This window comes from Kitasatospora sp. NPDC088742 (assembly GCF_055584905.1).
The window spans coordinates 1-18,894 of sequence record NZ_JBVJLD010000068.1; the positions used below are offsets into that span (position 1 = coordinate 1).

Genomic DNA, 18,894 nt, shown 5'->3' on the forward strand with positions numbered 1-18,894 from the left:
GGCCTGAGCCTCTACCAGGTCGTCCGCGAGCTGCAGTTACTCCTCGCGACCTGGGCCGGCACCTGCCCCACCTGCCACCGCAACATACCCACACCGATACGGACCTGACCAAGCCCTACTAGTCCCGGACGCTCCAGCCCTGCTGACGGAGTGCCACGGTGAGGCGCTTGGCCTCGGCCGGGGCGACCGAGAGCTGGACGAAGCCGACCTGCTGGCCGGAGGAGTGCTCGATCGCCACGTCCTCGATGTTGACCCCGAGGGCGCCGACCTCGCCGAAGAGCCGGCCGAGCTCGCCCGGCTGGTCGCCCAGGACCACGGCGACGGTCTCGTAGCGGGTGGGCGGAGCGCCGTGCTTGCCGGGGATGCGGGCCTGGCCGGAGTTGCCCCGCCGCATGACCGCCTCGATCCCGGCCGCCCCGGCCTGCCGCTCGCCCTCGTCCGCGGCCTGCATGGCCCGCAGCGCGGTCACGGTCTCCCCGAGGTCCACCGCCAGCTCCTCCAGGATGTCGGCGACCACCCCCGCGTTGGCCGACAGGATGTCCACCCACATCGCCGGGTTGGAGGCGGCGATCCGGGTGACGTCCCGGACGCCCTGGCCGGAGAGCCTTATGGCCGTCTCGTCGGCGTGCTCCAGCCGGGCCGCCACCAGCGAGGAGAACAGCTGCGGCGCGTGCGAGACCAGCGCCACCGCGCGGTCGTGCGCGGAGGCGTCCATCACGATCGGCATCGCCCCGCAGAGCGCGACCAGCTCCAGCGCGGCGTTCAGCGTCTCGGTGTCGGTGTCGGCGGTGGGCGTGAGCACCCACGGCCGCCCCTCGAACAGGTCCGCCCGCGCCGCCAACGGGCCCGACCGCTCCCGCCCGGCCATCGGGTGCCCGCCGATGTAGTGCTTCGTGTCGCAGCCGAGCGCGGTCACCTCGGCCCGGGGCCCGCTCTTCACGCTCGCCACGTCGGTGTACCACCGCGCCAGCCCACGCCGCTGACAGTCCGCCAGCGCCCTCCCCACCAGAGCGGGCGGCACCGCGATCACCGCCAGGTCCACCGGACCGTCCGGCACCTCGGTGGTGCCCGCGCCGAGCGAGGCGGCCGTCCGCGCCGCATCCGGGTCGGCGTCCTCCAGATAGACGTGCAGCCCACGGCCGGTGAGGGCCAGTGCGGCGGAGGTGCCGATCAGTCCGGTGCCGACAACGGCGACAGTGCGCATGGCTCGTACGTCTCCCAACAGCGCGTTCCAGTTCCGCCCATCCTCTCGCACTCCCCCACCCCCACGCCCCCGCGGCCCACCCACCGGACCGTCCCCGGCTTCCGGGGCCGAAGGCCCAGGGGCGCGAGGAACTGCGCGAGTACGGAAGGCGGACCAGCGCGGGATCGGGGCAGGACGGCCAGTTGCACGCGCTGCCGTTCCCCACGCCCCTCCGGCTCCCGCCAGAACCGTCCGCCGCTGCGCCACGTCCCACGACACACGGCCGCAGACCCGCTGACAGCCCGTCAGGGTCGCGGCAGACTGGGCCCGGCCGGGAGCAGCGGAACGAGAGGGGCTGGCGTGGAGTCGGTACTGGACGAGGTGGTGGTGTACGCCGCCGGGGCGCTCTGCCGCCGGCGGGCGAGCGGTGCGGTGCCGCCGGACGGGGTGGTGCGGCTGACCGGGCTGCCGGTGGGGCTGGACGCCTCCTCCCTCCGGGCCCGGGTGACGGCCGGGGGCTGGCGCGTCGCGGAGGCCCGGGTCGAGTACGCCGCCGAACTGCGCGCCCCCGAACAGACCTCCGAGCTGCTCCGCGCGCTCCTGCGCGCCCGCGAGGAGTCGGACGCCGTGCGCTCCCGGATCGACCACCAGGAGGCCCGGATCGCCGAACTGACCGCCCTGCGCCCCGTCGCCCCGCCCCGCCGCCGCGACGAGCCGCACCGCCGCACCCCGTCCGAGTCCTGGCTGGCCCTGGCCGACTTCACCGAGGAGCGCCTCACCGCGCTGCACGAGACCGTCACCCGCCTCCGCGAGGAGCACGCCCTCGCCGAACACGCCGTCACCGAGGCCGACCAGCGCCTGCGGCGGGCCAACAGCTCGGCCTCCAGCGGCCCGGTCACCCCCACCGCCACCGCCCTCCTCACCCTCACCCCCACCCAGGACACGCCCGCCGACACCGTCGGGCTCACCCTCGAGTACGGCATCCCCGGCGCCCGCTGGGTGCCCTCCTACCGGCTGAGCCACCGTCAGGGCGAAGCCACCGGCAGCCTGGTGCTGCGCGCCTCGGTGGCGCAGCGCACCGGCGAGGACTGGACCGGCGTCCGCCTCGGCCTCTCCACCGCCGACCTCCAGCGCCGCACCGAGCTGCCCCGCCTGCGCTCCCTGCGGATCGGCCGCCGCCAGAGCGCCCCGCCGCCCTCCGGCTGGCGCGACGTCCCGCCCGGCCTCTCCGACCTCTTCACCGCGTACGAGAGCGCGGGCCCGCGCCCGGTCACCGCCCGCCCCGTCACCGCCCTGCCCGCGCCGCCCCCCGCCGTCGCCGCCGCCGCGAGCGCCCCGCGGCGCGCCGCCCGCGGCGGCACCCAGGCCCCCGCCTCCCGCGAGGAGAGCACCGGTTTCCTGACCACCGGCGGTGGCGGCGCCCCGCCCGCCCCGCAGCCCGCCGCTCCGTCCGGCCCGTCCGGCCCCGCCGGTGCCGTCACCCGCTCCGCGTACGGCGGCCCGCCGCCGCCCGCCCCCGTCGCACCCGCCGCCTTCGCGGCCGCCCCGCCACCACCCGGCGCCCCGGCCGCGAAGTCCGCGCCCCCGCCCGAGCCGGAGGGCCCGCCGCACCCGGACGCCCGCTGGCTCGACTACCGCGCCCTCACCCTCCAGGGCCCCACCGGCGGCCACCGCGGCCAACTGGTCCCCGCCGCCACCCCCGTACCCGCACCCGCCCCGGCGGCCACCGCCGCGCTGCCCCGCTACGGCGTGCCGCCCCGGATCTCGGCCGGCTCCTTCGACCAGCGGTACGACGCGGCCGCCCCCGTCGACGTCCCCTCGGACGGCACCTGGCACACCGTCACCATCGGCGAGGCGCCGGTCGGCCTGGCCACCGAGTACGTCTGCGTGCCCTCCGTGGAGCAGACCGTCTACGCGACCCTGCTGCTGGCCAACGCCACCGACCACGCCCTGCTGGCCGGTCCGGTGGAGGTCACCGTGGACGGCGACTTCCTGCTCACCGCGGCCCTGCCCACCCTCGCCCCGGGCGCCACCCGGCGCCTGGGCCTCGGCGTGGCCGAGGGTGTCCGGGTGGCCCGCCGCACCGAGCTGCGGGAGTCCACCACCGGCGCCCTGTCCAAGACCACCGTGCTGGACCACCGGGTCCACGTCGAGCTGGTCAACCGCCTCGCCCACCCGGTCACCGTCGAGGTCCGCGAACGCGTCCCGGTGGCCGGCGAGCCGGACGTCAAGGTGCAGGAACGCCCCGGCTGGACGGCCCCTGACGGACCGTCGGAGGAGTACCCACCGAGCACCCGGCTGCGCCGGGTCGAACTGCCCGCGCACGGCCGCGCGGAACTGGAGGGCGGCTACGAGATCCGCATCCCGGCCGGAAAGACCCTGCTCGGCGGAGACCGGAGGAACTGACCGATGACGACCACCACCATCCCGCTGCCCGTCACCGCCGTCACCTGTCTGGAGGACCGCGCCCAGGTCGAGCGCACCACCACCCTCGACCTGCCGGCGGGCGTGCACCGCCTGCGCCTCGGCCCGGTCAGCGCCCTCGCGGTGGACCGCACCCTGCGCGCCGAACTCGCCTCCGGCAGCGTGCTGGACGCCCGGATCACCCGCTCCTGGACCAAGCCCGCCCCGCTCCCGCCCGGCGAACGCGACTCCGAGCTGCGCCACCGCGAGGACGAGCTCCAGCGCCGGGAGCAGGCCCTCGAAGCCGAACTCGAACGCCTCGCCGCCCGCCGCCTGCTGCTCGACTCGCTCGCCGCCGACCTGCTCCGGGAGATCGCCGAGGGCGCCGGCCAGGGCGAGAGCGAACCCGTCCGCTGGGCCCGCGAGCTGGACCGGGTCGACGCAGAACGGGACCACTGCGCCGAGCGCACGGTGAACGCCCGGATCCGCCTGGACGCCACCCATCTGGAGCTGACCGAGGCCCGAACTGCCCTGGACCTCACCGAGCAGCCCGAGCCCGAACTGCTCGCCCACCTCGAACTGACCGTCCGGACCCCGGGCGGCCCCACCCAGCTGACGGTGAACCACCTGACGCCCTGTGCGCTCTGGCGCCCCGCCTACCGGGCCGCCCTCGGCGAGGACGGCAGCCTCACCCTGGAGACCGAGGCCGTGGTCTGGCAGCGCACCGGCGAGGACTGGCCGCAGGTCCGGCTCACCCTCTCCACCGCCCGCTCCGCCCTCGCGGGCGACCCGCCGTGGCTGGCCGAGGACCACCTCGCCCTGCGCGACCGCACCACCGAGGAGCGCCGCACCGTCGAGGTGGAGCTGCGCGAGGAGGAGATCGGCTCCACCGGCCCGGCCGCCGACGGCCTGCCGGGCGTGGACGACGGCGGCGAGGTCCGGGTGCTCCGCGCCCCCGCCCCGGCCCGCGTCCCCTCGGACGGACGCCCCCACCGGGTCCCGCTCACCGCCTTCACCACCCCCGCCCGCACCGAGTACGCCTGCGCCCCCGAACTCTCCCCGCTGGTCACCCGGGTGGCCCGGTTCACCAACTCCTCCGGCCACGCCCTGCTCGCCGGCCCGGTCGACCTGGTGGTCGGCGGCGGCTTCACCGGCCGCGGCGAGCTGGAGTTCACCGCCCCCGGCGCCCCCGCCGAACTCTCCTTCGGCAGCTCCGACGACCACCGCGTCCTGCGCGAGACCGAGGAGCACCGCACCACCACCGGCCTCACCGGCCGCACCGTCCTCACCCGCACCGTCCGGCTCCACCTCTCCCGCTTCTCCGCCCCCGAGGACCAGGCCCCCCGGACCGTCACAGTCCGGGAGCGCGTCCCGGTCGCCGAGGTCTCGGCGGTGGAGGTCAGGCTCCGCAAGGAGCAGTGCGTCCCCTCCCCCGACGAGGTGGACGCCGAGGGCATCGTCCGCTGGGACCTCCCCCTGGAGCCCGGCGCCCGACGGACCGTCACCCTGGTCTACGAGCTCTCCGCCTCCGCCAAGGTCGCCGGCCTCTGACCCCCGCCCCGGCCGGGCGTGGCACACCCGGCCAACTCCGGTGAAATGCCGTCAACTCCGGTAGAACTGGAGGCATGATCTACCATCTCGCACCCCTGGACGACTGGCTGCGCGAGCCCGGGCGGCCCTACACCGCCGCCTCCCTGCTCACCGACGGCTTCATCCACTGCTCGGCGGACGAACCCACCGCCCTCGCCGTGGCCAACGCCTTCTTCCAGGACGCGCGGGACCCCCTGATGGCCCTCCTGATCGAGGAACGCCTGGTCGAACCCATGGTCAAGTGGGAAGCCCCCAATGGCGCCCCACCCCCCGGCGCCACCCCCGGCACCCTCTTCCCCCACATCTACGGCCGCCTCAACCGCACCGCCGTCATCGGCCTCGAAAAACTCGAACGCAACGAGAACGGCGTCTGGGCAGCTCTCAAGCCCTGGAGCTAGTGCCGTGCCCGGCACTAGGCAACGACCCCAGGGGCGCGAGGCTCTGCTGACTTGCGGCTCCGCCGCGCGGGCGCGAGTACGGAAGGCGGACCAGCGCTGGATCGGGGCAAGCGGGCCAGTTGCACGCGCTGCCGTTCCCCGCGCCCCCGGCTTGGCCACTCCCGTCAGAGCCACCCGCGCTCGCGGGCCGCCATGCCGGCCTGGAACCGCGTCGTCGCCCCCAGCTGCCGCATCAGCGTCTGCAACCGACGCTGCGTCGTCCTCGCGCTCCACCCGAGCGACCGCGCGATCGACTCGTCCGTGAGCCCGGCCGCCAGCAGCCCCAGCAGCTTGCGCTGGTCCTCCTCCGGCCCCAGCCCGTCGTCGCCGTCGCCGATCACCGCCTGCAGCGGCACCGCCCGCTCCCACTCCGCCTCGAACAGCGCGTCCAGTGCCTGGAGCAGCGCCGACGGATGGATCACGTACGCCGCGTCGAGCACCGCGTCCCCGACGCTGATCGGGATGATCGCCATCCGGTCGTCGGCCATCATCAGCTTCATCGGGAGCACCGGCCGGACCCGGGCCTCCTCGCCGTCCGCGACGCCGACCAGGATCTCCTTCTCCAGCCGCCCCGGCCAGGCCACCGCCTCCTTGTCGAAGACCGTGCGGAACCGCACCCCTGCCTTGAGCCGCTGCCGCTGCCGCGGCAGGTTGGCCATCGGGTCCTGGATGTACGGCGGACAGTCGAAGCCCCGGACCTGGTACTGGGCCGTCTCGACCAGGTGCTCCAGCCGCTGGGCGATCGCCTCACCACCCGTCAGAACCTCGACGGAGTGCGCCGGGTCGGTGAACCGCGAGGCCTCCCGGAAGGCGTCCATCAGGCGGTGCATCTCGGCCCGGGCGCTGCGTAGTTGGGCCTCGCGGTGGCCGATCAGGGTACCGATGGCGACGTCGGGGGCGACCGCGAGGTAGCGGTCCCGGTCGACCGGGGCCCGGGTGGCCATGCCCTGGTCGGCCAACCGGTCGAGGGCGGCGTGGCACTGGTCGAGGGGCAGCCCGCACTGGGCGGCGATCTCCTCGGCCGTCGACTGCGGCGCGATCACCAGCGCCGCGTAGACCTGCCCGTCCGGTCTCCCCAACCCCAGGACCCCGAATGCGTCCAGCACCTTGCTCCCTCACTCCCCCACCGGCACCCGCCCGCCACCACCCCTGGTGGCGCGAGTCCGCCATTCGGCGCGCCGCTGTCCGCTGGCAATCCTCCGCCAGGACCGCCGGGCCTGACAAGCCGTATGCGGTCATACTCACACCGTGCCCGCCGAACGACGGAGGGCCTCCCCGCCGTTCGGCGGGGAGGCCCTCTGAGCTGCCGGTCCTACCGGGCGTCCGTCACAGGCCGACCTCGGCCATCAGCTGGCCGACCTCGGGGTTGGTCAGACGGCGCAGCCAGCCGGACTTCTGGTCGCCGAGCGAGATCGGCCCGAAGTGGGTGCGCACCAGCTTGTCGACCGGGAAGCCGGCCTCGGCCATCAGGCGACGCACGATGTGCTTGCGGCCCTCGTGCAGGGTGACCTCGACCATGTAGTTCTTGCCGAGGTTGGAGACCACCTTGAAGTCGTCGACCCGGGCCCAGCCGTCCTCGAGCTCGATGCCCTTCTTGAGCTGCTGGCCCAGGTCACGCGGGATCGGGCCCTGGATGGCGGCCAGGTAGGTCTTGGTGACGCCGTACTTCGGGTGGGTCAGCCGGTGGGCCAGCTCGCCGTGGTTGGTGAGCAGGATGATGCCCTCGGTCTCGGTGTCCAGGCGGCCGACGTGGAACAGCCGGGTGTCCCGGTTGTTCACGTAGTCGCCCAGGCACTGCCGGCCCTCGGGGTCCTCCATGGTGGAGACCACGCCGACCGGCTTGTTCAGCGCGAAGAACAGGTACGACTGGGTGGCGACGGTCAGGCCGTCCACCTTGATCTCGTCCGTCATCGGGTCGACGCGCTTGCCCTGCTCGGTGACCCGCTTGCCGTTCACCTCGACCCGGCCCTGCTCGATCAGCTCCTCGCAGGCCCGGCGGCTGCCCATGCCGGCCCGGGCCAGCACCTTCTGCAGGCGCTCGCCCTCGGCGCCGACCGTGATGCCCTGCTCGTGCCGGGCCAGCACCGCGTCCTCGATCTTGCCCTGGAGCTCGCGGGAGCGCTGCGGCTGACGCCGCGGGTCGCCCGGGGCCGGCTGGCCCTCACGCCGCGGCCGCGGGGCCGCACCGGGGCGACGCGCCTCGAACTTGCCGCGCCCGGGGGTGGCGTTCGGGCCGCCACCGAACTCGGGACGGTCGTACCGGCGCTCCTCCGGACGCAGCGGACGCTGCTCCTCGCGCCGACCGCCGCGGTCGTCCCGACGGTCGTCGCGCCGGTCGTCCCGGCGGTCACCGCCGTACGAGCCGCCGCCACCGCGACCGCCGCCGTACCCGCCGCCGCCCTGCGAACCGCCACCGCTGCGACCGCCGCCGTAGCCGCCGCCCTGCGAGGAGCCCCCGCCGCTACGGCCGCCACCGTACGACGAGCCGCCCTGCGAACCACCGCTACGACCGCCGCCGTACCCGCCGCCGCCCTGCGAACCGCCGCGCGGGGCACCGCCGCTCCGGCCCCCGCCCTGTCCGCCTCGGCCGCCCTGGCTCCCGCCACCGCCGCCGCCGCCGCTGTTCCTGCCGTTGCCACTGCTACGCATCAAAATGTCCGTACGTCGTTTCCGTCTGGAAGTGCTCGTCGTGCCCGGCCGACCTCACTGCACTTCCCCGCCGTCCGCGCGTGCGGCGGCGACCGCCTCCGCGATCATCGTGCCTTCGAGGGACTCCGCTTCCACGTCGTCGACCTCGGGCAGGAAGGGCGCGAGCTCCGGGAGTTCCTCCAGGCCGCGCAGCCCCATCCGTTCAAGGAAGTAGTTCGTCGTCCGATACAGGATCGCACCTGTTTCGGGCTCGGAGCCGGTCTCTTCCACCAGTCCTCGCTGTACCAGGGTACGCATCACGCCGTCACAGTTCACACCACGGACCGCCGAGACCCTCCCCCGCGACACCGGCTGACGGTAGGCGACCACCGCCAGGGTCTCCAGCGCGGCCTGGGTCAGCCGGGCCTGCTGGCCGTCCAGGACGTACCGGTCGACCGCCGGCGAGCACTCGGCGCGGGTGTAGAAGCGCCAGCCCCCGGCGACGAACCGCAGGTCGAAGCCCCGGCCCTGGGCGGTGTACTCGGCGGACAGCTCCCGGAGGGTGGCGGCCACCTCGGCCCGGGGGCGGCCCAGCACCGAGGCCAGGTGATGCTCTGCGGCCGGTTCGTCGACCAGCAGCAGCACCGCCTCCAACTCGGCCCGAAGCCCGGGGCCCTCATCCGCCCCCTCCGCCTCACCAGCCCCCTCCGCCCCGCCGGCCACCGACGGCACCGCTTCGACGGCCGGCGCGGGCGCGGGGACCGCGGCCGGGGCCGCAGCCGAGGCCGGGGCCGGGGCCGGGGCTGCAGGGGCCTCGTCCGGGGGCTCCACCCACTCGTAGGCGGACGGCTGCCACTCCTCGGCCCGGATCTGCCCCGGCACGCCCAGCGAGCGCCTGGCGGGCCGATCCGGGCCCTTGGTCGCGTCCTGCTCGCTCACGGCCGTTCCTTCCCGTCCGGCTCGGGCGGCCGGTCGAACTCGTCGGTGACCTCGATCGCCTGCCCCTCCGCGGCGGTCCAACGGACCGTCAGCTCGCCCAGCGCCTCGGGCTGGTCGAAGTCCACCGCCCGCTCGCGGTAGAGCTCCAGCAGGGCCAGGAAGCGGGCGACCACCACCAGGGTGTCGCCCCCGGCGTCGGCGACCAGCTGCCCGAACCGGGCCTCGCCGAGGGCGGCGAGCAGGCCGGCCACCAGGGCGGCCTGCTCGCGGACGCTGACCGGCGGGGTGTGGATGTGGTCCACGTAGACCACCGGCTTGGGCTTCGGCGTCATCGCCTTGGCCGCCAGCCGCGCGAAGCCCTCGGGGCCGATGGTGATGACCACCTCGGGCAGCAGGGCGGCGTGCCGGGGCTCCAGGCCCACCGTGCGCGGGCGCAGCCGCAGCTCGGCGGCCCAGCGGTCGGCCAGCACGGCGGCCGCGCGCTTGTAGGCGCGGTACTGGAGCAGCCGGGCGAAGAGCAGGTCCCTGGCCTCCAGCAGGGCCAGGTCCTCCTCGTCCTCCACCTCGGCGGCCGGCAGCAGCCGGGCCGCCTTGAGGTCGAGCAGGGTCGCGGCCACCACCAGGAACTCGGTGGCCGCGTCCAGGTCCCAGTCCGGGCCCATCGCCCGGATGTGCGCCACGAACTCGTCGGTGACCTTGGAGAGCGCCAGCTCGGTGATGTCGAGCTTGTGCTTGGCGATCAGGCCGAGGAGCAGGTCGAACGGTCCCTCGAAGTTGTCCAGCCGCACCAGGAAGCCCGCACGCGGTTCGGCGGCGTCGGGTCCTGCGGGTGCTGGCATGGGCGGGTCCGTACGTGCGGTGCGGGTGGAGCGCGGTGCGGCTGGAGCGGGCCGGTACCCGGAAAAGCTAGCGGCCGCGCAGGCGCCGGACCAGGATGCTGGCCTCGCCGCGCTGCTCCAGGTCGGCGAGGACGACCGAGATGGCCTCCCGTACCACCCGGCCGCGGTCCACGGCCAGGCCGTGCTCGCCGCGGAGCACCAGGCGGGCGTGCTCCAGGTCCATCAGCTCCTCGGCGGAGACGTAGACCGTGATCTTCTCGTCGTGCCGCTCCCGCCCGGTCGGGCGGCGGCTGCCGCGGCCCCGGGCCCGGGACCGCCGGGCGGCGTCCGCGGCGGCCTCCCCCTCGGCGTGCTGACGCGGTGTCACCGCGCCCTCGGCCGGGGCCTGCTGGGGCTCCTGCCGGGCCTGCGGGACCTCCGCCGCGCCTTCCTCGGCGGCGGGCCGGGCGGTCTCCGTGCGGGGTGCCTCGGGCCGGTTGAGGGAGGGCGACAGGGCCATCCCTCCGGTGGTCCGGAACAGCTCGTCGGCACCCGGGAGACTCACTCGGCGGGGCGGCACCGGTCGAGCACCTCCCTGGCGAGCTGACGGTAGGCGGCGGCGCCGACCGAGTTGGTCGCGTAGGTGGTGATCGGCTCGCCGGCCACGGTGGTCTCGGGGAACCTGACGGTCCGTCCGATCACGGTGTGGAACACGTGGTCGCCGAAGGCCTCGACCACCCGGGCCAGCACCTCGCGGCTGTGCACCGTGCGGGAGTCGTACATGGTGGCCAGGATGCCGTCGAGCCGCAGGTCGGGGTTGAGCCGCTCGCAGACCTTCTCGATGGTCTCGGTGAGCAGCGCCACACCGCGCAGCGCGAAGAACTCGCACTCCAGCGGGACGATCACGCTGTGCGCGGCGGTCAGCGCGTTCACCGTGAGCAGGCCCAACGAGGGCTGGCAGTCGATGATGACGTAGTCGTAGTCCGGCAGCAGCGGCTTGAGCGCGCGGGCCAGTGCCGACTCGCGGGCGACCTCGCTGACCAGCTGCACCTCGGCGGCGGACAGGTCGATGTTGGAGGGCAGCAGGTCCATGCCGGGCACGGCGGTCTTCAGCAGCACCTCGTCGGCCGTCAGGCCCCGCTCCATGAGCAGGTTGTAGACGGTGACGTCCAGCTCCATCGGGTTGACCCCGAGGCCGACCGAGAGCGCGCCCTGCGGGTCGAAGTCCACCAGCAGCACCCGGCGGCCGTACTCAGCCAGCGCGGCGCCCAGGTTGATGGTCGACGTGGTCTTGCCGACGCCGCCCTTCTGGTTGCACATGGCGATGATCTGCGCGGGGCCGTGCTCGGCCAGCGGCGCGGGGATCGGGAAGTACGGCAGCGGCCGCCCGGTCGGTCCTACTCGTTCACGGCGCTGGCGGGCTGCGTCGGGGGCCAAGGTGGCGGCGTACTCCGGATCGGGTTCGTACTCGGCGTCCGGGTCCTCGTAGGAGCCGTACGCGAAGTCGCCGTAGGCCAGGCCGTGGGTCGGCAGCAGGTCGGCCTCGTCGGCGGTGGCGGCGGGTGCGGTGCTCTGGCGCGCCTCGAAGGTACGGACGGCGACCGAGTGCTCCGCCAGTCCAGGCTGACCACCCCCGGGAGCAAATGTCGACTCATTCACAAGTCGTCTTACCTCCTTGGGCATCCGGGACTGTTGTCGATTCGTCAGCGTGGCAGCATGCCGACGGTTTGCGACTCTAGGCTGTCCGCGGCGTTCGCAGCAACACAATCCACGGTTGTGGGCCGGATGTGTCGGGCTCCCGACCGCTCGCTGTCAAGGCTTGCGCGGCCGTCGGACCCCAACGTTTCCGCGTCGGGTGACGTCGTGCACACAAATTGACACGGTCGCCCGACGGAACGCAAATGTCGACTAAGAGAGTTGACGGGCCGTCGGCGGCCCCCCGCCGCCCGGGGCACGCCGAAGCCCCCGGCCGGAACGGATCCGGCCGGGGGCTGACGGGGCGTCAGGCGAGGACGCTCTCCAGCGTCACCGACGGCAGGCCGAAGGCCTCGGCCACGGCGGCGTAGGTGATCTGGCCCTCGTGCACGTTCAGGCCCTTGGCCAGCGCCGCGTCACGCTGCAGCGCCTCCTTCCAGCCACGGTTCGCCAGCTCGACCACGTAGGGCAGGGTCGCGTTGGTGAGCGCGTAGGTGGAGGTGTTCGGGACGGCGCCCGGCATGTTGGCCACGCAGTAGAACACCGAGTTGTGGACCTCGAAGGTCGGGTTCGCGTGGGTGGTCGGACGGGAGTCCTCGAAGCAGCCGCCCTGGTCGATCGCGATGTCGACGAGCACGGAGCCCGGCTTCATCCGGGAGACCAGCTCGTTGGTGACCAGCTTCGGGGCCTTGGCGCCCGGGATCAGCACCGCGCCGATGACCAGGTCGGCCTCGAGGACGGCCTTCTCCAGCTCGTAGGCGTTGGAGGCGATGGCCTTGATCTTGTTGCCGAAGACCTTGTCGGCCTCGCGCAGCTTGTTGATGTCGCGGTCCAGCAGGGTCACGTCGTAGCCCATGCCGATCGCGATGGTGGCGGCGTGCCAGCCGGAGACGCCACCGCCGATGACCACGGCCTTGGCCGGGTGGGTGCCGGGGACGCCGCCCGGCAGGGTGCCGCGGCCGCCGGCCGGGCGCATCAGGTGGTACGAGCCGACCTGCGGGGCCAGCCGGCCCGCGACCTCGGACATCGGGGCGAGCAGCGGCAGCGCGCCATTGGAGAGCTGCACGGTCTCGTACGCGATCGCGGTGGTGCCGGAGGCGACCAGGGCGTCCGTGCCGGCCTTGTCGGCGGCCAGGTGCAGGTAGGTGAAGAGGGTCTGGCCCTTGCGGAGGCGGTGGTACTCCTCGGCGATCGGCTCCTTGACCTTCAGCAGCAGGTCGGCGGCGGCCCACACCTCGTCGGCGGTGGGGAGGATGGTGGCGCCGGCGGCCACGTACTCCTCGTTGGAGATCGAGGAGCCGAGACCGGCCTCGTTCTCGATGACGACCTCGTGTCCGTTGCGGACCAGCTCATGCACGCCGGCCGGCGTGATGGCCACGCGGTACTCGTGGTTCTTGACCTCGCGGGGGATGCCGACCTTCACGACTGAACACGTCCCTCTTGCCTGTGGAACCCGGCCGGGGAACACCGGCGGGAGGCGCGCACGGCCAAGCCTCCGGAAGACACCGGGGCACGCTGCACTGCGCGACTAAGGTCGAGTGTAATGAAGCCCCAGGGATCCGTCAGCCTTACAAACTGAATAAATCAGCTCGGAACATTGGCAGATTCGTAGGCTTGCCTAGGCCAGAGCCTCTCAAACAGGGGCGAATGTGATGCTTCGGACATTACTCCGAAGACGGATGGAGGCGCTCGGCTTCGACCAGCTCCCGCAGCCGTTCCAGCGCCGAACCGACCACCCGCAGGCCCCGTTCGTCGGCCAACCGCCGCAGTACCGCCAGCGCCGCCCGGTACTCCCGCTCGGCCTCCTCGTACCGGCGCTGCGCCAGATGCGCCTCCGCCACCCGGGCCAGCAGCCGCGCCTCGGCCCGCTGGTCGCCCAGCCCCTGCCGCAGGGCCAGCGCCCGTCCGTACCAGTCGGCGGCGCGCACCGCGTCCCCGAGCGCCCTGCGGCTCTCCGCCACGCCCTCCAACGCCCGGGCGCAGGCCAGTTCGTCCCCCGCCGTCCGGGCCAGGCCCAGCGCCTGCTGGTACCGCTCGGCGGCGGTCTCCCAGTGGCCCGCCGAGGCCTGGAGGTTCCCCAGGTTGAGCAGCGCGGCCGCCGCCCGGCGGGGCGAGCCGCCGCGCTCGGCCACCCGCAGCACCAGGCCGTGCAGCTGGTACAGGTCGGCGGGCGCCGCCTGCCCGGTCAGCGGCAGCGTCCGCAGCAGCGCGGAGACCAGCCGGCCGGCCGAACCGTCCAGGTCCGCCTGCCCGATCGCGTCCGCCACCGCCGCCAGCAGCCGCCCGCGCTCCTCGGCCAGCCACTGCCGGGCGTGCGCGGCGGTGCGCAGCCGCAGCGGCCCCGGCAGCGGCTCCGGGCCGGGGCCGGCCGCCGGGTCCAGCAGCGCCCGGGCCGACTCCACCAGCCGCACCAGCCGCTCCAGCAGCCGGGCCCGGGCGAGCTGCACCTCCGAGGGCCGGTCCAGCTCCTCCCGCATCCGCGCGAGCCTCGGCAGGAACCGCCCCGGCACCCGGTACCGCGGCGTCCCGTCGGCGGCCGGCGGCTCCTCCTCCAACAGCTCACGGTCCGTCAACTTCTGCAGCACGGAGGCGGCTTCCGGCGCCGGGCAGCCCAGCAGGGCCGACGCCGTGCGCAGGTCCGCCTGCTGTGCGGGGGCCAGCGTGAGCATCCGCAGCATCCGGGCCTGCGGGGCCGGCAGCGCGCGGTACGTCAGCAGGAAGGCGGCGTCCAGCGGATCGCTGTCGGGCACCGGCACCGGGTCGCCGGCGTCCGGCTCCAGCACCGGCCGCTCGGCCTTCGGCCGCTTCTCCCCCTCGGACCGGCCCTCGGACCGCGGCTTGGACGGCGGCTTGGACGGGCCCTCGGAGAGGGTCGGACCGGCGGACGGGCCCACCCCGGCCGGGCTGCCGGTCGGCCGGGCCGGAAGGCGCTTGCCGTTCTCCTCCTCCCTGGCCCGGCGGCGACCCTCGGCGGTCAGATCGGTCAGCCCGGCCGCCGACGCCCCGGTCAGCGCCCCGGTCGCCTCCGTCACCGCCGCCTTCGGAGCCGCCCTCAGCCAACCAGCCATCAGCCGCAGCGCGGTCGGCCGGGCCGCACAGGCCTCGGCCAGCCGGGCCGTCGCCACCGGATCCGCCGCCACCCGGTTGCTCCCGGCCAGCGCGCTCAGCAATTCCACCGAGGCCCGCGCCCCGAGCCCCCCGAGGATCACCGGGTCGATCCCCTCGATCCCCGTCAACGGCCCCGCCGTCGTCACCACCACCAGCGCGCGCGGCGCCACCGCCAACAGCGGCCACAGCTGCCCGGCATCCCGTACGTCGTCCAGCACCAGCAGCGTCCGGCGCCCCGCCACCGCCTCCCGCAGCACCCGGCAGGCCGGACCGTCCCCGGCCTCCGCCGCGGCCCCCTCCGGCAGCTCGGCCGGCGGCTCCGCACCCAGTTGCTCCAACAGCAGCCGCGCCGCCGCCTCCGGCTCCACCCGCCGCCCGTCCGGCGCCGACAGCCGCGCGAACGCCACCCCGTCGGGGTACTCCGCCGCCACCGAGGCGGCGAACCTGACGGCCAGTGAGCTCCGCCCCGACCCCGGCCGCCCCGCCACCACCAGCACCGGGCACCGCCCCGCCACCACCCCGCCCCGGCCCGCCTCCAACGCCGCCAGCTCGGCCCGCCGCCCCACGAACAGCTCCGGCCCCGACGGCAGTCCACCCAGCTCAACAGCCGGCCGCACCTCCACCGTCGCCGTCTTCCTCGCCACCCGCGCCACTCCCGACCGTCAGCCGACAGACCCCGGCCGGGCCCTGCGGCGAGCGTAGTTCGACCCCCGGCCCGGACCTGCCCAGACACCAGTACTACGAACCACCGAATCACCCACCCGGCGCAGGCCAACGCAGCGCCCCGCAGGGGCGCGAGGAACTGCGCGCAGGTGAACGGCAGCACCTGCAACCGGCTGACGGTGCTTCAGTTGCAGGTGCGCCGCCTTCCGATCCGCGCAGTTCCCCGCGCAGCAGCCGCTTCCGTCAGTCCGCCGTGATCCCCCAGTACCCGACCTGCGAGGGCGCGCCATCGCGGTAGAGCACCGTGCACCGCCCGACCGCCCGCCGCATCGTGTCGAACTGCCCGTCCAACGCGTCCTCCAGCTGCGCGGCGGTCGGCCGCCCGTCCGGCGCGAAGGCGAGGACCTCCGCCTCGGTCAGCGGCCGCATCATGTGGACGTCGTCCCCCGCCCCCGGCGCCAGCAGGTCCACGTAGTCGAGCACCGAGGCCGTCCCCCCGGTCCCCACGTACTCCTGCCAGTCCTCGTCCTCCCACAGCTCGGCCATGGTCATCCCGGTGAAGCCGTGGTCGTCCCGCGCCAGCTCCTCCTCCTGGGCCAGCCGGAACGCCGCCCCCAGGTCCTCCCGGTACGGCCCGAAGTCCGACCACGCACTGCCGCCCATCGCGGCCTCCCCTCCGTGCCGACTCTCGGCGGGGTCACACGCTAGTGACCCCCACCGACAGCACCGGCCCAGCAGAGGCGGTCAGTTGAACGGCCGCGCCGGCCACGGCGAGTCCGCCGGCCGCAGCGCGTCGAGCCCACCCGTCGTCAGGGCGGCGTACAGCGCCAGCGTCCCCGTCACCAGCGTCGGGTTGTGCAGCTCACCGGCCAGGACCAGCCGCAGCAGCTCGGCGAGCGGCACCCGCTGGACCTCGATCTCCAGCTCCTCCCCGTGGGCGGCGTAGCGGTCCCCCTCCGCCGCCGACAGGCCGGTCGCCAGGAAGAGCCGCAGCGCCTCGTCCGTCCCGCCCGGCGAGGTGTAGAAGTCGACCAGGACCCGCCACTCGGCCGCCTTGCAGTGGGCCTCCTCGAAGAGCTCGCGCTGCGCCGCGCGCAGCGGGTTCTCCCCGGGCACGTCCAGCAGCCCGGCCGGGAGCTCCCAGAGCCGTTGCCGCACCGGGTGGCGGTACTGACGCAGGATCAGCACCCGCTGCTGCTCGTCCACCGCGAGCACGGCCACCGACCCCGGGTGGACCTGGTAGTCCCGGCGGGCGTAGCTGCCGTCGGGCATCAGCACCTCGTCGGTCCGCACCCCCGTGACCTTCCCCCGGAACGGCTCCGAGCTGGACCGTACGGCCCACTCCTCCGCCTCGTCCCTGATCTGCCACTGACTGTCCGTCATGCCGTTCCCCTTTTCGTCACTCAGACATTAACCCACACGCGAACGGCGGCCGTGCGAAACGCACGACCGCCGTCCGTGAACCTGCCGCGAATTACTCCGCAGCGGTCTTGATCTTGATGGCCGCCGCCACCAGACCCGCGAAGAGCGGGTGCGGGCGGGTCGGGCGGGACTTCAGCTCCGGGTGCGCCTGGGTGGCGACCAGGTAGGGGTGGACCTCGCGCGGGTACTCGACGTACTCGACCAGGTCACCCTTGGGCGACAGGCCCGAGAACTGCAGGCCGGTCTTCTCGAGGTCGGCGCGGTAGGCGTTGTTGACCTCGTAGCGGTGGCGGTGGCGCTCCTCGACGTACTGCTCGCCGGAGTACACCTCGCGGACGATCGAGCCCTCGGCCAGCTTGGCCGGGTAGAGGCCGAGCCGCATGGTGCCGCCCAGGTCGCCCTTGCCGTCCACGATGGCCAGCTGCTCGGCCATGGTGGAGATGACCGGGTACTTGGCGGCCGCGTCGAACTCGGTGGAGTTGGCGTCCGGCAGGCCGGCCAGGTTCCGGGCCGCCTCGATGACCACGCACTGCAGGCCCAGGCACAGGCCCAGCAGCGGGACGCGGTTCTCACGGGCGTAGGTGATCGCGGCGACCTTGCCGTCCACCCCGCGGTCGCCGAAGCCACCGGGGATGCAGATCGCGTCCACGTCGCCGAGCTGCTCCTGCGCGCCCTCGGGGGTCAGGCAGTCGTCGCTCGTCACCCACTTGATCTCGACCCGCGCGTTGTTGGCGAAGCCGCCCGCGCGCAGCGCCTCGGTGACCGAGAGGTACGCGTCGGGGAGGTCGATGTACTTGCCGACCAGCGCCACCTTGACGATGTGCTGGGGCTCGTGGACCCGGCGCAGCAGGTCGTCCCAGGTGGTCCAGTCCACGTCGCGGAACGGCAGGTCCAGGCGCCGCACCACGTACGCGTCCAGGCCCTCGCCGTGCAGCACCTTGGGGATGTCGTAGATCGACTTGGCGTCGATGGCCGCGACCACGGCCTCCTCGTCCACGTCGCACATCAGCGAGATCTTGCGCTTGATGGCCTGCGGGACCTCGCGGTCGGCGCGCAGCACGATGGCGTCCGGCTGGATGCCGATGTTGCGCAGCGCGGCCACCGAGTGCTGGGTCGGCTTGGTCTTCAGCTCGCCCGAGGGGCCGATGTACGGCAGCAGGGAGACGTGCACGAAGAAGACGTTGTCCCGGCCGACCTCGTGGCGGACCTGGCGGACGGCCTCCAGGAACGGCAGCGACTCGATGTCGCCGACGGTGCCGCCGACCTCGGTGATCACCACGTCGACGTCCTCGGCCGCCATCCGGCGGATCCGGGACTTGATCTCGTTGGTGATGTGCGGGATGACCTGGACGGTGTCGCCCAGGTACTCGCCGCGGCGCTCCTTGGCGATGACCGTCGAGTACACCTGGCCGGTGGTGACGTTCGCCGAGCCGTGCAGGTTGGTGTCGAGGAAGCGCTCGTAGTGACCGATGTCGAGGTCGGTCTCGGCGCCGTCGTCGGTGACGAAGACCTCACCGTGCTGGAACGGGTTCATGGTGCCCGGGTCCACGTTGAGGTACGGGTCGAGCTTCTGCATCGTCACGCGCAGGCCGCGCGCCTTGAGCAGGGCACCGAGGCTGGAGGCGGTGAGGCCCTTGCCGAGCGACGAGGCGACACCCCCGGTGACGAAGAGGTGCTTGGTCGTCACGGCGCGGCCGTTCGCTGCCTTGCCGGAATGGGGCTGTGCCAAGAGGGGGCTCCCGTGGGTCGCGTGTCGAGGTGTAACGCCGGTGGAGCGGCCGCCGGGTCTGCCGGTTACGACGAGGAGTTCGCACTCGGCCGGATGCCTCTCGGCTGCTCCGGCGGGGTCGTCGGGGTCGGCGGTTCCGGGGCTTCTGCCCACCAGTCCACGGGATACCAGGGTATCAGCGGGCCGGACCTGACGGCGTCCCGGGCGGTGTGGCCCGTCCGTGTGACGTTCATCCACCGTTCCCTCGACACTGAACGGACTGGCCCGGAAGGATCAACT

General features: G+C 74.0%; 15 protein-coding genes. 3 read left to right on the forward strand and 12 right to left on the reverse strand.

What is annotated here, in order from left to right; translation table 11 throughout:
• Positions 1–118 precede the first annotated feature (118 nt).
• Positions 119–1,204, reverse strand: coding sequence for a prephenate dehydrogenase (locus ACZ6ZR_RS35100; protein WP_465649483.1), 1,086 nt, complete (start codon positions 1,202–1,204; stop codon positions 119–121).
• A 339-nt stretch (positions 1,205–1,543) separates the two neighbouring features.
• Here ACZ6ZR_RS35100 and ACZ6ZR_RS35105 point away from each other — a divergent pair, with 339 nt between their 5' ends.
• The 3 genes from ACZ6ZR_RS35105 to ACZ6ZR_RS35115 all read left to right on the forward strand — a co-directional run bounded on the left by ACZ6ZR_RS35105 (position 1,544) and on the right by ACZ6ZR_RS35115 (position 5,574).
• A complete protein-coding gene (locus ACZ6ZR_RS35105) occupies positions 1,544–3,589 on the forward strand; it encodes a DUF4139 domain-containing protein (RefSeq protein ID WP_465649485.1) in 2,046 nt (681 codons plus the stop codon).
• Between the two features lie 3 nt (positions 3,590–3,592).
• Positions 3,593–5,137 carry a DUF4139 domain-containing protein gene (locus ACZ6ZR_RS35110; RefSeq protein ID WP_465649487.1) on the forward strand — a complete coding sequence of 515 codons (1,545 nt, stop codon included), beginning with the start codon at positions 3,593–3,595 and terminating at the stop codon, positions 5,135–5,137.
• Between the two features lie 74 nt (positions 5,138–5,211).
• Positions 5,212–5,574, forward strand: a complete 363-nt coding sequence (locus ACZ6ZR_RS35115) for a DUF952 domain-containing protein (protein ID WP_449797842.1) — start codon at positions 5,212–5,214, stop codon at positions 5,572–5,574.
• A gap of 164 nt (positions 5,575–5,738) precedes the next feature.
• On the opposite strand, the gene ACZ6ZR_RS35120 is transcribed toward ACZ6ZR_RS35115, so the two are convergent.
• The 11 genes from ACZ6ZR_RS35120 to ACZ6ZR_RS35170 form a co-directional block, all read right to left on the reverse strand.
• Positions 5,739–6,719 carry a helix-turn-helix domain-containing protein gene (locus ACZ6ZR_RS35120; RefSeq protein ID WP_465649489.1) on the reverse strand — a complete coding sequence of 327 codons (981 nt, stop codon included), beginning with the start codon at positions 6,717–6,719 and terminating at the stop codon, positions 5,739–5,741.
• 220 nt (positions 6,720–6,939) lie between these two features.
• Positions 6,940–8,262 carry a pseudouridine synthase gene (locus tag ACZ6ZR_RS35125; protein ID WP_465649491.1) on the reverse strand — a complete coding sequence of 441 codons (1,323 nt, stop codon included), beginning with the start codon at positions 8,260–8,262 and terminating at the stop codon, positions 6,940–6,942.
• Positions 8,263–8,316: 54 nt separating this feature from the next.
• The gene (gene scpB / locus ACZ6ZR_RS35130; RefSeq protein WP_465649537.1) at positions 8,317–8,964 is read right to left on the reverse strand and encodes an SMC-Scp complex subunit ScpB; all 648 of its coding nucleotides are present in this window, start codon (positions 8,962–8,964) and stop codon (positions 8,317–8,319) included.
• 212 nt (positions 8,965–9,176) lie between these two features.
• Entirely contained in the window at positions 9,177–10,019 is an 843-nt protein-coding gene (locus tag ACZ6ZR_RS35135) for a segregation and condensation protein A (protein WP_465649493.1), read from the reverse strand.
• Positions 10,020–10,086: 67 nt separating this feature from the next.
• Complete coding sequence (locus ACZ6ZR_RS35140; protein ID WP_465649495.1) at positions 10,087–10,518, reverse strand: hypothetical protein; 432 nt, start codon at positions 10,516–10,518, stop codon at positions 10,087–10,089.
• Between the two features lie 41 nt (positions 10,519–10,559).
• Positions 10,560–11,657, reverse strand: a complete 1,098-nt coding sequence (locus ACZ6ZR_RS35145) for a ParA family protein (RefSeq protein WP_465649497.1) — start codon at positions 11,655–11,657, stop codon at positions 10,560–10,562.
• Positions 11,658–12,000: 343 nt separating this feature from the next.
• The gene (ald, locus tag ACZ6ZR_RS35150) at positions 12,001–13,116 is read right to left on the reverse strand and encodes an alanine dehydrogenase (RefSeq protein ID WP_465649499.1); all 1,116 of its coding nucleotides are present in this window, start codon (positions 13,114–13,116) and stop codon (positions 12,001–12,003) included.
• A 241-nt stretch (positions 13,117–13,357) separates the two neighbouring features.
• Complete coding sequence (locus ACZ6ZR_RS35155; RefSeq protein WP_465649501.1) at positions 13,358–15,445, reverse strand: AAA family ATPase; 2,088 nt, start codon at positions 15,443–15,445, stop codon at positions 13,358–13,360.
• A gap of 262 nt (positions 15,446–15,707) precedes the next feature.
• The gene (locus ACZ6ZR_RS35160; protein ID WP_465649503.1) at positions 15,708–16,127 is read right to left on the reverse strand and encodes a hypothetical protein; all 420 of its coding nucleotides are present in this window, start codon (positions 16,125–16,127) and stop codon (positions 15,708–15,710) included.
• Between the two features lie 81 nt (positions 16,128–16,208).
• On the reverse strand, positions 16,209–16,847 hold the full coding sequence (locus ACZ6ZR_RS35165; RefSeq protein WP_465649505.1) for an NUDIX domain-containing protein: 639 nt from the start codon (positions 16,845–16,847) through the stop codon (positions 16,209–16,211).
• Positions 16,848–16,938: 91 nt separating this feature from the next.
• Positions 16,939–18,615 (reverse strand): CTP synthase, encoded by a 1,677-nt coding sequence (locus tag ACZ6ZR_RS35170; protein WP_465649507.1) that lies wholly within the window; start codon positions 18,613–18,615, stop codon positions 16,939–16,941.
• Positions 18,616–18,894: the final 279 nt, after the last annotated feature.

Excerpts from the sequence above, each read along its gene's own strand:
- ACZ6ZR_RS35100 (WP_465649483.1), bottom strand. The coding sequence starts at position 1,204 with ATGCGCACTGTCGCCGTTGTCGGCACCGGACTGATCGGCACCTCCGCC.
- ACZ6ZR_RS35110 (WP_465649487.1), top strand. The coding sequence starts at position 3,593 with ATGACGACCACCACCATCCCGCTGCCCGTCACCGCCGTCACCTGTCTG.
- ACZ6ZR_RS35115 (WP_449797842.1), top strand. The coding sequence starts at position 5,212 with ATGATCTACCATCTCGCACCCCTGGACGACTGGCTGCGCGAGCCCGGG.
- ACZ6ZR_RS35125 (WP_465649491.1), bottom strand. The coding sequence starts at position 8,262 with ATGCGTAGCAGTGGCAACGGCAGGAACAGCGGCGGCGGCGGCGGTGGC.
- ACZ6ZR_RS35135 (WP_465649493.1), bottom strand. The coding sequence starts at position 10,019 with ATGCCAGCACCCGCAGGACCCGACGCCGCCGAACCGCGTGCGGGCTTC.
- ACZ6ZR_RS35140 (WP_465649495.1), bottom strand. The coding sequence starts at position 10,518 with ATGGCCCTGTCGCCCTCCCTCAACCGGCCCGAGGCACCCCGCACGGAG.
- ACZ6ZR_RS35160 (WP_465649503.1), bottom strand. The coding sequence starts at position 16,127 with ATGGGCGGCAGTGCGTGGTCGGACTTCGGGCCGTACCGGGAGGACCTG.
- ACZ6ZR_RS35165 (WP_465649505.1), bottom strand. The coding sequence starts at position 16,847 with ATGACGGACAGTCAGTGGCAGATCAGGGACGAGGCGGAGGAGTGGGCC.